The organism is Allobosea sp. NPDC055332 (assembly GCF_053645455.1).
On record NZ_JBSHMO010000002.1, the window covers coordinates 1,290,600 to 1,305,627 of the forward strand.

Below are 15,028 nucleotides of genomic sequence, written 5' to 3' on the forward strand. Positions count from 1 at the left end.
TTCAGGATCGCAGCCGCGTCTTGATGCGCTGCATCAGCCCGTCGCGGACGGCGCGATAGGCGTCGAGTACCTGCTCTCGCGACCCCTGAACGATGGTCGGATCAGGCGTCGGCCAGTACTCGACCTCGGCAGCGACCGTGCGGGTCAGGTCGAGGGCCTTGTGGTGCGCCTCAGGCGAGAGCGAGACGATCAGGTCGAAGTTGAGGCCTTCCCACTCCTCGAGCTCTTCGAGCGATTTGGGCCTGTGCTTGCGCGCATCGATGCCGATCTCGTCAAGAACCTCCAAAGCGAAGGGATCGACCTCGCCCTTGCGCGCTCCGGCGGACTGGACATAGACCGACTTGCCGAAGAAGTGCTTGGCCATGGCCTCGGCCATCGGCGAGCGCACCGCATTGTAGGCGCACATGAACAGCACGCTCTGGAGCTTGCGCGGTACGGGCGGCTCCAAACGCTCAGCCCTTCCAGTGCAGCGCGTAGATCAGGGTGAAGAGGCGACGGGCCGTCTCGCGGTCGATCTCGACCTTGTTCGCCAGCCGCTCGACCAGCAGCACGGCCGCTTCGTCGTGCAGGCCGCGCCGGCCCATGTCGATCGCCTCGATCTGCGAGGGCGTCGCCGTGCGGATGGCTGCGTAATAGCTGTCGCAGACCAGCTCATAGTCCTTGATGATGCGCTTGAGCGGGGTCAGCGAGAGATGATGGGTGACGACGGGCGCACCGTCTGCGCTCCTGACCTCGAAGGCGAGGCGGCGCTCGACCAGAGCCAGATGAACGGCATAGGGCCCGCCATCGAACTCCGGCAGAGCGAAGTGGTTGCGCTCGATCAGGTCGTAGATCGCGACGGCGCGCTCATGCTCCTGGTCGGCGCTGCCGCGCCCGAGCGAGGCCTCGTCGAGCGTGACGGCGACCAGATGGTTGCGTTCCGACATGTCCCCTCCGGCGCAGGCTGACTTCGGCGCAGAATCGCCGCGCCGACGTCAGCCGTTGAGCCGGATCGTCACGGAACGTGCGTGAGCCTGCAAGCCCTCGGCCTCGGCAAGTTCGGTCGCGGCGCCGGCGAGCGCCCGCAGCGCTTCAGGATCGCATTTCAGCAGGGAGGTGCGCTTCATGAAATCGGGCACGCCGAGGCCCGAGGAGAAGCGGGCCGAACGGGCCGTCGGCAGGACATGGTTCGAACCACCGACATAGTCGCCGATCGCCTCGGGCGTATGCCCGCCCAGGAAGATCGCACCGGCATTGCGGATTTGCGCCGCCAGGCCCTCGGCCCCGTCGGCGATGATCTCGAGATGCTCCGGCGCAAGCCGGTCGACCAGCGGGATCGCATCACCGAGCGCTCCGACCAGGATGACGGCACCGAACTCGCGCCAGCTCGCCCCTGCGATCTCGGCGCGTGGGAGCGTCTTGAGCTGCCCCTCGACCGCGCGCTCGACGGCGTCCGCCAATGCGGCATCATCGGTGACCAGGATCGACTGGGCGGCCGTGTCATGCTCCGCCTGGGCGAGCAGATCGGCGGCAATCCAGTCGGGATTGGCGCTCGCATCGGCCAGCACCAGGACCTCGGACGGGCCGGCGATCATGTCGATGCCGACCGTGCCGAAGACACGGCGCTTGGCGGCGGCGACATAGGCGTTGCCGGGGCCGACGATCTTGGCGACGGGGGCGATCGTCGCAGTGCCATAGGCCAACGCGGCAACCGCCTGCGCGCCGCCGATCTTGTAGATCTCGTCGATTCCGGCAAGCTTCGCCGCAGCGAGCACCAGCGGGTTGCCTTCGCCGCGCGGCGTCGGCGCGACCATGACGAGACGCTCGACCCCGGCGACCTTGGCCGGCACGGCGTTCATCAGCACCGAGGAGGGATAGCTCGCCGTGCCGCCCGGCACATAAAGGCCGACGGTCTCGACCGCACTCCAGCGCCAGCCGCTCTCGACCCCCAGTGCATCGCGCGACCAGGAATCGGCCGGCTTCTGGCGCAGATGATAGGCTTCGATGCGGGCGCGGGCCGTCTCCAGCGCGGCGAGTTGCTCGCGTGTGCAGGCGGCGAGCGCCGCGTCGATCTCGCCCTGCGTGACGCGCAGGGTTTGCGGCGTCAAAGCGAGCTTGTCGAAGCGCTCGGTGTAGTCGATCAGCGCCGCGTCGCCGCGGGCGCGGACATCGGCGATGATCGCCGCCGCGACCTGGTCGACATCCTCCGAAACCTCGCGCTTCATCGCGAGCAGGGCAGTGAACTCCTGCTCGAAACCGGCCTTGCGTGCGTCAAGCCTGATCGGCATCGGATATCCTGACCGGAAGGGGCTCAGCCGGCGTCCGGGTGGGCCGGCGTCGCAACGGCTTCCCAGATCGGACCGAGATCCTTCATCTGCGCCTCGATGCATTCGACATCGAGGCGGATGGCGGCACCGTCCGAAAAATGCAGGGTCACCTGCCCGGCCGGACCGTCGCTCTCATCGAAGGTGACCGCGAGCAGACTGAGCACAGCCTCTCCGGCCGCGACCCTGGTGCTGCGCGCGGCCGTGACGCGCTCAAAGTGGAGCGCGGCAAGCCGCCGGCGCTTCTGGCCCTGGGCTGCGCCCTCCCAGTCGAAGCGGCGCAGCGCCAGGGCGAAGCGCTTCTCGGCCGGGAGATAGGCGATGTCGCCGCGCTTCAGCACCGCATCCTGCAGATGTGCCGAGATCACCGACAGATCGTCGGCGTCCAGGGCGATCAGTTTCAGCGGCTCGGCGGCGGGATCGGACATAGAGACTCTTGTCTTATCGCATTTTCTTCACGCGAACCGGTGTCGACTTCGCTCGAAAATGCTCTAGGCCCTATCTGGCGGGGGCGTCGCCTATCGTCAACCGCTGATCCGCTCGACTTGGGCGCCGCAACGGCCAAGCTTGGCCTCCAGCGCCTCGAAACCGCGGTCGAGATGGTAGACGCGGTTGATCATGGTCTCGCCCTCGGCGACGAGGCCACCGATGACCAGCGAGACCGAGGCGCGCAGATCGGTCGCCATCACCGGCGCACCGGTGAGCTTCTCGACGCCGTCGACATAGGCCGCATCGCCGTCGAGCCGGATCTTGGCGCCGAGCCGGGCGAGTTCCTGCACGTGCATGAAGCGGTTCTCGAAGATGGTCTCGCGAATGCGCGAGGTGCCCTTGGCCTTGGTCATCAGCGCCATGAGCTGGGCCTGGAGGTCGGTCGGGAAGCCCGGGAACGGATCGGTGGTGACGTCGACAGGCTCCAGCGCAGCGCCGTTGCGGCGGACGCGGATGCCCTCATTGGTCTCGGAGACCTCGACACCGGCCTGGCTGATCACGTCCAGCGCCGCCTGCAGCAGATCGGCGCGCGCGCCTTCGAGCAGGACATCGCCGCCGGTCATCGCCACCGCCATGGCATAGGTGCCGGTCTCGATCCGGTCGGGCAGGACGGCATGATGCGCCCCGCCAAGGCGCGAGACGCCGCGGACGGTGATGGTGGAGGTGCCGGCGCCCTCGATCTTCGCACCCATCTTCTCGAGGCAGACGGCGAGATCGACCACTTCCGGCTCGCGCGCGGCGTTCTCGATCACCGTGGTGCCCTCGGCCAGGACGGCGGCCATCAATGCAGTGTGAGTACCGCCGACCGTCACCTTCGGGAAGACGATCTCGGCGCCCTTCAGCCCCTTCGGCGCGCGCGCCAGCGCATAGCCGCCCTCGATGGTGATCGTCGCGCCGAGGCGCTCCAGCGCCATCAGCAGGAGATCGACCGGGCGGGTGCCGATGGCGCAGCCGCCGGGCAGCGAGACCTTGGCCTCGCCCATGCGCGCCAGGATCGGCGCGATCACCCAGAAACTCGCCCGCATGGTCGAGACCAGCTCGTAGGGCGCGCAGGTATCGACGATCTGGCGAGCGGTCAGCGCGACGGTCTGACCGGTCTCGGCGCTCTGGCCGACGCGCTTGCCGGCAACCGAGCGGTCGACGCCGTGATTGGACAGGATGCGCGAGAGCGCACTGACGTCGGAGAGACGCGGGACATTGGTCAGCGTCAGCGTCTCGTCGGTGAGGAGGCTCGCGATCATCAGCGGCAGTGCCGCGTTCTTCGCGCCTGAAATCGGGATCACGCCATTGAGGCGCTGGCCGCCGGTGATGCGGATACGGTCCATCGGGCTCGTCCTGCAGGACGACCGGCAGCGGTGCCGGCCGGAAAGGGGGAATCAGGACCGCGGGGAGTCGGCCTGGGCGGGCGGTAGCTGATCCTCGGCCGCCGTGTCCGAGGCGCGCCTAGCCCTTGCCTGCGCCTTGCGACGCTTGAGATTCTCGCGGAGGGCGGCAGCAAGGCGCGCCCTTCTCTCATCCTCGGCTTCGGTCTGGCGGCTCAAGGCGTCAGCTCGTCGGAATGTCTGCGGCAGTGGGCCACAGGCGTTGGTTCATGGTTAGCCGCTCGGCCTGACCTGGACAAGCGGAAGTGCCTCTCCTTAACGCGACCGATTGCGGCACAACTGCGGCGCAATCAGTCCCTGCCTGAGACAGCCCTGTTTCAGGCCTTCCGCCCTTTGCACCGGGGCGGGAAACGCATTGTCGCGATCAGAGCCCGGCAATCAGCCACAGCTGCCGCAAAGCGTCGCCAGATTGATAAAAATTTCACTATCTCGGCAACCCTGACCGACCGGTGTTATGCTGGCACGCCCATTGCGTGCATCGACGCCAACGACGGCCGCACCACCGGGATAATCGACAGATGCGTTCTCCAGTTCTGAGCCAGCTTCGAGCGTAACGAATAAAGCCTAACGAAATTAACCATTTCCAGCAGTTTGCGTTTACAGATTATTAACTTTCTCTACCCTCGGCGGCGTCGAGGGGTGCGATACGAGGCGGAGACGAGACGATGTTTCAGAGCTATGCACCGACGACGGGTGAGCAGGCCGTTGCCGAGCTCGCCAATGGCGAGGTGATCGAAGCCATCCGCCATAAGGCCGGCTTCCTGCCGGAGGTGCAGCTCGCCTATGAGCCGCAGCTGCGGCTGCTCTGGGTCACGATCAAGCCTGAGCTGAAGCCGGTCTTCACGCTGCAGCTGCTCGAGAGCCTGGGCAAGGTGCAGCAGGCCGTCATGGATCTCTGGGGCGCGCCCGAGCAGTATCACAACGCCCCGGTGCGCTTCCTCGCCTTCCGCGGCACCGGGCCATTCTTCACCCTCGGCGGCGATCTCGACTTCTACCTTGACTGCCTGGCCAAGAACGACCGCCCGGCGCTGGCCGAATACGCGCGCCTCTCGGTCGAGGACGCCCTGCGCAACGCCAGCGGCCTCAACGGCATGGCCGTCACCCTGTCGACGATCCACGCCAAGGCGATCGGCGGCGGCATCGACGCCCCACGCTCATGCAACATCATGATCGCCGAGGAGCAGGCCTCGTTCGTCTACCCCGAGATCAAGTTCAACCATTTCCCGATCACCGCGGTCGGGCTCCTGTCGCGCCGGATGGGCCAGCGCGCCGCCGAACACATGCTGCAGTCCGGCGAGGAGATGAGCGCAGCCGAGTTTCTGGCCGCCGGCGGGCTCGAAGCCGTCGTGCCGACCGGCACCGGCGAGGACTGGATCCGCAAATACGCCTCCGACTCGCTGCCGATCCACGCCGCCCGCACAGCCCTGTTCTCGGCTTTCAACCGCCGCGCCGGCAATCTGCGGGAGGAGCTCGAATATCTCGGCGAGCTCTGGACCGACTGCATGCTGCGCCTGCACCCGAGCGCGATCTCCAAGCTGCAGCGCATTGCCCAGACGCAGGACCGCATGCTCTCGCGCGTCTATCAGCGGGAAAGCGAGGAGCGGCTCGCCGGCGCCGGCGCGGCCTAGACAGGCCTCGCCAGGGCCCGCAGGACCGGCATTCCGGCCGATTGCGCGACTCCGCCGCGTAACTCTCATGAAACTTTTACCTTTTCCTCTTAGAGCCGTTAGGTGACGCGGCAAAAGGTCAGGTTTTTCAGCCGCCTCTCCAGAGACCGTCACAAGGCAGGAGTGGATGGCGGGAGTGCCGAACCGGTTGCGCAACGCCAGCGCAGACAGGGCGATCGCGGAGCAGCCGGTCGAGCACGATGGCCGGCACGCGGTCGACCTTGCCGATTATCGCCTGCTCGTCTCCTCGCTGTTCTCCTCGCCCGGCTCGATCATCCCTGGCGGCATCGCCGGCATTCTCACACCCCTCCTGTGCTGGATCTCCACCAGGATCGACCTGTTCATGACGCTGACGGTTTGCGTCGCGCTCGTCGTCCTGATGCGGATCGTGACGGTGGTCTGCTATCGCCGGCTCGACCATTCCGAGGATACGCTCGCCCAGACCAGACGCTGGGACCGGGAGTATTTTCTCGGGGCGACCGTGTTCAGCGCCGTGCTCGGTTTCAGCTGCTATGCCGCGCTCGCCTGGACGGACGATCCCGCCGCCCACATCACCTCGGTGTCGTCGACGATCGCGCTTGCCTCCGGCTATGTCGCGCGCAATGCCGGACGGCCGAAATTCGTCGCCGTCCAGCTTCTGACTTTCTGCGTACCGATGGCGATCGGCCTGATCCAGGCGCACAATCCCTACTACCAGTACATCGGCTATTTCGCCTTCCTCTATGTCGTCGCCAACATCGCGATCACCAATTCGTTGCACCGCAATCTGCTGGCGCTGAGCGATGCGATGAAGCAATCCAAGGCGCTGGCAACCGCCCTGCGCTCGCAGAACCTGACGCTCGACGCCGCGCTCAACACCATGATCCATGGGCTGGCGATGTTCGATCGCAAGCTCGACCTTGCGGTCTCGAACGCGCCGCATGCCGCCCTCTACGGGATTCCCGAGACGCTGGCGCTGTCGGGCACGCCGATCAGCGCGATCGCGCGCTTCCTCGTCGAGCGACAGGTGATGACCCCCGAGCAGGTGCGCGACATCAAGGCGGCGCTCGACGGCGTGCAGGCGACGCAGCAGGCGGCCGTCTACGAATTGCAGTCCCGCAACGGCCGGATGCTGGTCGTCACCATCGCGCCAGCGGCCGAAGGCGGCGTCCTGATGCTGACCGAGGACGCGACCGAGCGGAAGGCGACCGAAGCGCGGATCGAGCAGATGGCCCGTTTCGACGAGCTGACGGGTCTGGCCAACCGCTTCGAGTTCAATACGCAGCTTGCCGACGCCTTCCGTCGGCATGAGCGGACTGGCGAGACGTTCGCCCTGCTCTATATCGACCTCGACGGCTTCAAGCAGGTCAACGACAATCTCGGCCACGACATCGGCGATCGTGTGCTGATCCAGACGGCGGCGCGTCTGAAGAGCGCGATCCGCCATAACGACCTTCTGGCGCGCTTCGGCGGCGACGAGTTCGTGCTGATCCTGCCGGCAACCGATGTCGCGACGGTCCGGATGATCGCGCAGCGCATGATCGAGACGATGGACCGCGCCTTCGAGCTCGAGACCAAGACCGTCTATGTCACCGCCAGCATCGGCATCGCGCTCGCGCCGACCGACGGCGCGACGCCCGCCGACCTGCTGCGCCATGCCGACACGGCGCTCTACAAGGCCAAGGCCGCCGGCCGCAACACCGCAACCTTCTTCGATCCGGCCATGGCCGAAGAGATGCTCGAACGCCATGAGATCGAGGTCGACCTGCGCCAGGCCACCGCCGAAGGCACGCTCGAGCTGTACTACCAGCCGATCATCGATCTGCGCACGCAGGAGATCGTGACGCGCGAGGCGCTGATGCGCTGGCGACACCCGACGCGCGGCATGGTGCCGCCCGGCGTCTTCATCCCGATCGCCGAACAGTCCGGCCTGATCGCCGGGATGGGCGATTGGGCGATCCGCCAGGCCTGCCGCGACGCAGCGAAATGGCCCGATGGCATCGGCGTCTCCGTCAACATCTCGCCGCTGCAGTTCCGCGAGCCGGGACGCATCGTCGAGACCGTCAAGAACGCGCTGCTGCTCGCCCATCTCGCGCCCGGCCGCCTGACGCTCGAGGTGACGGAATCGTTGCTGATCGAGGACAACAAGACCACGCTCGACGTGATCAACGAGTTGCGCGCGATCGGGGTGAAGTTCGCGCTCGACGATTTCGGGACGGGCTATTCCTCCCTCGCCTATCTCTCGACCTACCCGTTCTCGCAGGTGAAGATCGACCAGAGCTTCAGCCGCGACGTCAACAGCGATGAGGCCTCCAAGGCGGTGATCGAGGCGGTCTGCCAGCTCGCCCGGCGCCTGTCGATGAACGTCGTCGTCGAGGGTATCGAGACCGAAGCGCAACGCATGGCGGTGCAGTTGCTCGGCGCCCAGCGGGCGCAGGGCTATCTGTTCGGGCGGCCGCAGCCGGTGACGGAATTCAGCAAGGGCGACGAGCCGCGCAAGATCGCCTGAGGACGGCCTCCCCCCTCTTGTCGGCCTCGGCTGCTTCCAGCCTACTATCGTCTCAGCGAACTTGATTCCGCCGCAGCGGCAACGCATCTGCACGAGCAGGAAAGCGACCGGGAGACGCGGCGTGAGCCAAACCGCCAGCCCATCGGCCAGCAAGGAGCCGCTGACGCCGGATATCTGTATCATCGGCGATGGGCCGGGCGGGCTCGCGGTCGCGACCGCCGCCGGATTGTTCGGCGTCCGGACCGTGCTGGTCAGGCAGAACGGAAGCGCGCTTTCCCACAATGAGGGAGCGCGCGGCCAGGCTCTGCGCGCCGTCGCCGAGCATAGGCGGGCCATCGCGAACGCTGCGTCCTTCGGCCTGCCGCGAGATATGGGCGAGATCGACTATGGGCGCATTCGGGCTCATCTCGACCAGGTTGCAGCGAAACGAGCCGCAAACGAATCGGATGAGCGCCTCACCGCGCTCGGCATCCTCATGCTCAGAGGCGAGGCGCACTTCCAGAACCGCCACCAGATCACGATCGGCGAAACAGTGGTCAAGGCACGCCGCTTCGTCATCGCGACCGGGTCCTTGCCGGCGATGCCCGACATTCCCGGCCTCGCCGACCTGCCCTGCCTGACCGAGGACAGCATCTTCGAGCTGGCGAAGCGGCCGGACCGGCTGGTCGTGCTCGGCGGCACGGCGGCGGCCGTCGAGCTGGCGCAGGCGATGCGCGGGCTCGGCAGCGAGGTCGCTCTGATCGCCCGGGAAGGCCTCCTGCCGGAGGAGGACCCGGAAGCGGTCGGTGTGCTCCGGCGCGCCCTGCTCGGCGACGGCATCGTCTTGCACGAGGGCCGGGTGATCCTGCGCGCCGAGAGCCATCGGCAGCGGCCCTGCCTTATGCTCGACGGCGACATCCGGATAGAAGGCACGCATCTGCTGGTCGCGAATGGGCGCGGGCCGAACATCGCCGACCTCGAGCTCGACCTCGCCGGCATCCGCAGCGACGATAGCGGCATCATCGTCGACGCCTCGCTGCGCACCGCCAACCGCAGTATCTACGCCATCGGCGATTGCGCCAGTGGAGCCGCGAGCGGGATGGTGTCCAGCCATGCCGCCCAGCATCAGGCCGGGCTCGTGCTCCGCAACGCCCTCTTCCGCCAGCCGGTCCGCTTCAGGCGCGAGCTGGTGCCGCGCACCGTCCATGGCAAGCCGGAGCTGGCGAGCATCGGGCTCAGCGAGACGCAGGCGCAGGCGCGAGGCGAGATCCGGGTGCTGCGCTTCCCCTATGCCGAAAGCGGGCGCGCCCAGGCCGAGCTGCGAAGCGAAGGTCTGATCAAGCTGATGACCGACCGCAAAGGCGGCATCCTCGGCGTGGTCATCGCCGGGGCGCAGGCGGCCGAGCTGATCGTGCCCTGGAGCATCGCCTTGCAGAAGCGGATGAACGTCAAGGAGATGGCCGGGCTCATCGTGCCATCCCAGAGCCTGTCGGAGCTGTCGCAGAAGGCAGCCCTCTCCTTCCAGGCGCCGCTCGCGGCAAAGCAGGGGATTCGCCGCCTCATCGGCTTCCTGCGCCGTTTCGGATAGACTGGCTGTTGATGTCAGTGAGACGGTTCGATCCCAACACCCTGTCGATCAGCGTAGCGCGCGGGCCGACGCAGCTCGGCCTGTCGGCCAAGCTGCTCGTGCTCACCATCCTGTTCGTGATGCTGGCCGAGGTGTTGATCTACCTGCCCTCGGTCGCGAACTTCCGGCGCAACTGGCTGAACGACCGGCTCGCGGCGGCGCAGATTGCCGTGCTCGTGCTCGAAGGCGCCCCGGCCGAAGGCCTGCCGGAAGGCAGCGAGGAGCGCCTGCTCGCCGGCGTCGGCGCTTCCGCCATCGCTGCGCGCGTCGGCGGCGCGCGCCGCCTGCTCAGTCTCGATTCGATGCCGCACGAGGTCGCCAAGACCGTCGACCTGCGCGACCAGAGCTGGATGCAGTCGATCCTGGAATCGGTGGCGACGCTGGTCAGCCCCTCGCACGAGATGCCGATCCGGGTGGTCGGACAGGCGGTCGGCGCCGCCGACTTCGTCGAGATGGTGATCGACGAGCGACCGCTGCGCCACGCCATGCTGAAATTCTCGATCAACCTGACCCTGGTCACGCTGATCATCTCGATCCTGACCGCGGGACTGGTCTACCTCTCGCTGAACTGGCTGATCGTGCAGCCGATCCGGCACCTCGCCGCCAATGTGATGGAGTTCGAGCACGATCCGGAGAATCCGCGCCGGATCATCGAGCCGACAGAGCGTGCCGACGAGATCGGCGAGGCGCAGCGGGCGCTGGCGCGCATGCAGGCGACGCTCGCCGACGACCTGAGAGCCAAGAAACACCTCGCCGAGCTCGGCCTTGCCGTCAGCAAGATCAATCACGACCTGCGCAACATGCTGGCGGCGGCGCAATTGATGTCCGACCGGCTGACCGAGACGCGCGATCCCAAGATCCGGCGCTTCGCGCCGCGCCTGATCGCGACGCTGGGCCGTGCCATCGATTTCTGCCAGGCGACGCTCGCCTATGGCCGGGCGACCGAGGCGACGCCGGCGCTGCGCGATGTGGCGCTGCGCCAGCTCGTCGCCGAGCAGGCCGAACTGCTCGGCCTCGGCGAGAACGGCACGATCGGCTTCGCCAACGAAGTCCCGGCCGAAGTGATCGCACCATGCGATCCAGACCAGATGGCGCGGGTGCTCTCCAACCTGATGCGCAACGCAATCCAGGCGCTCGACAGCGTCACGGAGACCGGCGAACGAACGCCGATGCTCAGGATCAGCGCCGGCCGGCGCCATGAGGAGATCGTCCTGCGCATCGCCGACAACGGGCCGGGCGTACCGCCGCGGGCGCGCGACAACCTGTTCCAGGCCTTCCGCGGCTCAGTCAACCCCGGCGGCACCGGCCTCGGCCTCGCCATCGCCGCCGAGCTGGTGCGGCTGCATGGCGGCATGATCGCGCTCGAACCGTCCGAGATCGGCGCCGTGTTCACCGTCTCGCTGCCAGCGCAGCGCGTATTGGCCTGAGACTTCTGAGCTTCGGCTTTACCCGAAAACCGGTTCCCGCTTTTCGGGCTGATGCTTTACTGGCTCGCCCAGATCACGCGCGCCATGAAGGCGATCTCGGCGAGCCCCAGCACCCGGTCGGCATGCTCGGGATTGAGCGAGGCGAGCTCAATCGTCTTGGCGGTCTGACGCCTGAGCTGCTTGGCCAGGACTTCGCCGTCGACGGTCTTGACCACGACCCGGTCGCCACGGCGGATCGCAGCACCGGGCGAGACGATGATGGTGTCGCCGTCGCGATAGAGCGGCAGCATCGAATCGCCGGCGATCTCGAGCGCATAGGCCTTCTCGTCCTGCAGGCCGGGAAAGGCGACCTCGTCCCAGCCGGAACCGACCGGGAAGCCGCCATCGTCGAAGAAGCCGCCCGAGCCCGCCTGGGCGAAGCCGATCACCGGGATCGTGCGGGCCGGCGCCGCGCCGCGCCGGACGACGTTCATGAACTCGTCGAAGGAGGCGCCGGTCGCCGAGAGGATCTTGGCGATCGACTCGGTCGAAGGCCAGCGCTCGCGGCCGTCAGCGCCGACGCGCTTGGAGCGATTGAAGGTCGTGGCATCGAGCCCGGCCTTGCGGGCGAGGCCCGAGGGCGTCAGGCCATAGCGCTGGGCGAGCGTGTCGATCGCGCTCCAGATCTGGTCATGGGACAGCATCGCGGAGAGGCCTCGTTCCTGATGGTGCCGGCGCGGCGCAAAGCGGGGATAGATATAGGAAATATACCCTATCAGATAAGAATTCAATCTGATTCGCGATCCCAACTGGCTGCCAAGGCCGGATTTTTCGCTGCCGACAGCGCTTCGGCTGAGGCGATCCGGCACGCCGGCAAAAAGAAATCTGCAGCGTGGGCTGGCCGGCACGCGGTTTCCGCTTTTGCCGAAGCCGCTCCGGCGATATGTCCGGCACCATGCCGCTCATCTACAAGATCTGTCCCGAAGCGCTCTGGCGCGAAGCCGAGGCCGCAGGCCTCTTCCGGGGAGCACCGGTCGACCTCGCCGACGGCTTCATCCATTTCTCGACCGGCGCACAGGTCCGCGAGACTGCCGCGAAGCATTTCGCCGGCCAGAGCGGCCTGCTGCTGATCGCCTTCGACGACGCCAAGCTCGGCGAGGCCCTGCGCTACGAGCCCTCGCGCGGCGGGGCGCTGTTCCCGCATCTTTATGCCACGCTCGACCCGAAGCAGGCGCGCTGGATCGCGCCGCTGCCGTCGGGCGAGGCCGGCCATGTGTTTCCAGAGGATGTCTTGCCGGAGGATGTCGCGTGATCGGAGCGCTGTTCGGCCTGGCGCGGCCGCTGATCCACAAGCTCGACGCCGAGCAGGCGCATCGGCTGACGATCGCGGCGCTTGCTGCCGCGCCACCATTGCGGCCGGCGGCCGATCCGCCGTCGCTGGCGGTCGAGGCCTTCGGCCTGCGCTTTGCCAATCCGGTCGGGCTCGCCGCCGGCTTCGACAAGCATGCCGAGGCGATCGACGGTGCCCTCGGTCTTGGCTTCGGCTTTGTCGAGATCGGCGGGGTGACGCCGTTGCCGCAGCCGGGCAATGCGCGCCCCCGCGTCTTCCGCCTGCCGGAGGACGAGGCGGTGATCAACCGCTATGGCCTCAACAGCGAAGGCATGGAGGCGGTTGCGGCGCGGCTGGCAGCGCGCCGGAAGAAGGGCGGCATCGTCGGCGTCAACCTTGGAGCCAACAAGGACTCGGCCGACCGCAGCGCCGACTACGCGACGCTGGCGGCAAGGCTCGCTCCGCTCGCCGATTTTCTCACCGTCAACGTCTCCTCACCGAATACGCCCGGCCTGCGCGATTTGCAGGCCGAGGACGCGCTCGACGACCTGATCGCCCGCACGCTCGCGGCCCGCGACGAGGCCGCCGCTGGGGCTAAGCCGACGCCGGTGCTGATCAAGATCGCCCCCGATCTCTCCATGCCCGAGCTCGACGGCATGGTCGCGGTCGCCCGCCGCCGCAAGGTCGACGGCATGATCGTCTCGAACACGACGATCGCCCGGCCGGACAGCCTGCGCAGCGCCAGCAAGGCCGAGACCGGCGGCCTCTCGGGCAAGCCGCTCTTTACGGCCTCGACGCGCATTCTCGCCGAGACCTTCCTGCGGGTGGAGCGCCAGTTCCCGCTGATCGGCGTCGGCGGCATCGATTCCGCGCAGAGTGCCTTCGCCAAGATCCGGGCCGGGGCGAGTCTGGTGCAATTCTATTCGGCGATGGTGTTCAAGGGGCCGGGGCTGGTCGGCGAGGTCAAGCGCGGGCTCGACATGCAGGTGCGCAAGGCCGGGCTGCCGCGGCTCGATGCGCTGGTCGGGCGCGATGCCGAGGCGATCGCGCGCGGGGAGATGGGCTGAGGCGGCAAGCTCGGTTGCCCGCTATCGGTGGCCGCAGATATTCCGCTTGACGATGAATATGGGTGGCGACAGTGTCGCGGGACATGCTCAGGAACCTGCCCCTCTTTGATCGACGCCGACGTCGCTGCACCCCAGCGGCGGCTTCTTGTGCTGCGCGTCGATCAGCGTCCTTCCGCATGGTGACTGCCTCACTGTAGGCCCACCCGCCGAAGCGACCTTCCGACCCGCATTCCTGACCCCCCGCAGCCCTCGGCTCCGGGGGCTTTCTTTTGCCCGATCCCAGGAGGAGACCACCATGAGCATTCGCGTCGGCATTGTCGGCATCAGCGGTTTTGGCGGCGGCGAAGCGCTGCGCCTCGTCGCGAGCCACCCATCTTTCGAGCTGGTCTACGCTGCGGGCGAGAGCAGCGCCGGCAGCCGTCTGGTGGACCGCTTCCCCGGTGTGCCGACCAAGCTCGCCGAACTGGTGATCGAGAAATGGGACCCTGCGACTCTGCCGAAGCTCGACGTGCTGTTCGCGTCGCTGCCCACGGGCGCCTCGGCCGAGGCGCTGGCGCGCGTCCCCAAGGATGTGAAGATCGTCGATATCGGCGGCGACCACCGCTATGTCGAGGGATGGGCCTATGGCCTGGCCGACATCTGGCCGGCCCAGATCGAGGGCCAGACCCGCATTGCCAACCCCGGTTGCTTCCCCGCGGCGGCGCTGACCGCATTGGCGCCGCTGCTGGCCGACAAGCTGATCGAGCCCGGCAATATCGTGATCGACGTCAAGACCGGCATCTCAGGGGCCGGCCGCGGCGGCGACAGCAAGTTCGGCTACGCCGAGAGCAACGAGAACCTGGTGCCCTACGGCCTGCTCAAGCACACCCACATGCCCGAGATCGCCAGGACGATCGAGCGGCTGAGCGGCGGCAGCGCGGCCGGGCTGGTGTTCACGCCCCATCTGGTGCCGATGACCCGCGGCCTGCTCGCCACCATCTACTGCCGCGGCCGCGCCACCACGGACCAGTGCCTGGACGCGGCGCGGCGTTTCTACGCCGGGCGGACATTCGTCCGCGTAACCGACAAGCCGCCACAGACCAAATGGGCGACCGGCTCGAACCTCGCATTCGTCAGCTATGCGGCCGATCCTGAGCGCAACCTGGTGATCGCGATGGGCGTGGTCGACAATCTCGGCAAGGGAGCGGCGGGCCAGGCGGTGCAGAATGCGAACCTGATCTGCGGCCTGCCGGAAACCGCGGGGCTGGACGGCGCACCTGTCTGGCCGTGACGAAGGCGGGCCTCCAGGCA

At 67.4% G+C, this 15,028-nt stretch carries 13 protein-coding genes; 7 read left to right on the forward strand and 6 right to left on the reverse strand.

Features of this window, described 5'->3' with window-relative positions:
* Position 1 precedes the first annotated feature (1 nt).
* The 5 genes from ACWIGM_RS14780 to murA form a co-directional block, all read right to left on the reverse strand.
* Positions 2–406 (reverse strand): arsenate reductase/protein-tyrosine-phosphatase family protein, encoded by a 405-nt coding sequence (locus ACWIGM_RS14780; protein ID WP_454027008.1) that lies wholly within the window; start codon positions 404–406, stop codon positions 2–4.
* A 46-nt stretch (positions 407–452) separates the two neighbouring features.
* Positions 453–926, reverse strand: coding sequence for a UPF0262 family protein (locus ACWIGM_RS14785; RefSeq protein ID WP_454026672.1), 474 nt, complete (start codon positions 924–926; stop codon positions 453–455).
* Positions 927–974: 48 nt separating this feature from the next.
* Positions 975–2,267, reverse strand: coding sequence for a histidinol dehydrogenase (gene hisD / locus ACWIGM_RS14790; RefSeq protein WP_454026673.1), 1,293 nt, complete (start codon positions 2,265–2,267; stop codon positions 975–977).
* A 23-nt stretch (positions 2,268–2,290) separates the two neighbouring features.
* The gene (locus ACWIGM_RS14795) at positions 2,291–2,731 is read right to left on the reverse strand and encodes a DUF2948 family protein (protein ID WP_454026674.1); all 441 of its coding nucleotides are present in this window, start codon (positions 2,729–2,731) and stop codon (positions 2,291–2,293) included.
* Between the two features lie 96 nt (positions 2,732–2,827).
* On the reverse strand, positions 2,828–4,117 hold the full coding sequence (murA, locus tag ACWIGM_RS14800) for a UDP-N-acetylglucosamine 1-carboxyvinyltransferase (protein WP_454026675.1): 1,290 nt from the start codon (positions 4,115–4,117) through the stop codon (positions 2,828–2,830).
* Positions 4,118–4,839: 722 nt separating this feature from the next.
* Here murA and ACWIGM_RS14805 point away from each other — a divergent pair.
* From ACWIGM_RS14805 to ACWIGM_RS14820, 4 genes are all read left to right on the forward strand, one after another.
* Complete coding sequence (locus tag ACWIGM_RS14805; RefSeq protein WP_454026676.1) at positions 4,840–5,802, forward strand: enoyl-CoA hydratase-related protein; 963 nt, start codon at positions 4,840–4,842, stop codon at positions 5,800–5,802.
* A gap of 166 nt (positions 5,803–5,968) precedes the next feature.
* Positions 5,969–8,329 carry a putative bifunctional diguanylate cyclase/phosphodiesterase gene (locus ACWIGM_RS14810; RefSeq protein WP_454026677.1) on the forward strand — a complete coding sequence of 787 codons (2,361 nt, stop codon included), beginning with the start codon at positions 5,969–5,971 and terminating at the stop codon, positions 8,327–8,329.
* A gap of 121 nt (positions 8,330–8,450) precedes the next feature.
* Positions 8,451–9,896, forward strand: a complete 1,446-nt coding sequence (locus tag ACWIGM_RS14815; RefSeq protein ID WP_454026678.1) for a dihydrolipoyl dehydrogenase family protein — start codon at positions 8,451–8,453, stop codon at positions 9,894–9,896.
* 11 nt (positions 9,897–9,907) lie between these two features.
* The gene (locus ACWIGM_RS14820; RefSeq protein ID WP_454026679.1) at positions 9,908–11,362 is read left to right on the forward strand and encodes a sensor histidine kinase; all 1,455 of its coding nucleotides are present in this window, start codon (positions 9,908–9,910) and stop codon (positions 11,360–11,362) included.
* 56 nt (positions 11,363–11,418) lie between these two features.
* Here the strand turns inward: ACWIGM_RS14820 and ACWIGM_RS14825 are convergent, their stop codons facing one another.
* On the reverse strand, positions 11,419–12,045 hold the full coding sequence (locus ACWIGM_RS14825; RefSeq protein WP_454026680.1) for a S24 family peptidase: 627 nt from the start codon (positions 12,043–12,045) through the stop codon (positions 11,419–11,421).
* A 251-nt stretch (positions 12,046–12,296) separates the two neighbouring features.
* On the opposite strand from ACWIGM_RS14825, the gene ACWIGM_RS14830 reads away from it, so the two are divergent.
* The 3 genes from ACWIGM_RS14830 (at position 12,297) to argC (ending at position 15,008) form a co-directional block, all read left to right on the forward strand.
* A complete protein-coding gene (locus ACWIGM_RS14830) occupies positions 12,297–12,653 on the forward strand; it encodes a DUF952 domain-containing protein (protein ID WP_454026681.1) in 357 nt (118 codons plus the stop codon).
* Positions 12,650–13,738 carry a quinone-dependent dihydroorotate dehydrogenase gene (locus ACWIGM_RS14835; RefSeq protein WP_454026682.1) on the forward strand — a complete coding sequence of 363 codons (1,089 nt, stop codon included), beginning with the start codon at positions 12,650–12,652 and terminating at the stop codon, positions 13,736–13,738. The genes ACWIGM_RS14830 and ACWIGM_RS14835 overlap by 4 nt, the downstream gene beginning before the upstream one ends.
* Before the next feature lie 295 nt (positions 13,739–14,033).
* The gene (gene argC / locus ACWIGM_RS14840; RefSeq protein WP_454026683.1) at positions 14,034–15,008 is read left to right on the forward strand and encodes an N-acetyl-gamma-glutamyl-phosphate reductase; all 975 of its coding nucleotides are present in this window, start codon (positions 14,034–14,036) and stop codon (positions 15,006–15,008) included.
* Positions 15,009–15,028 lie beyond the last annotated feature (20 nt).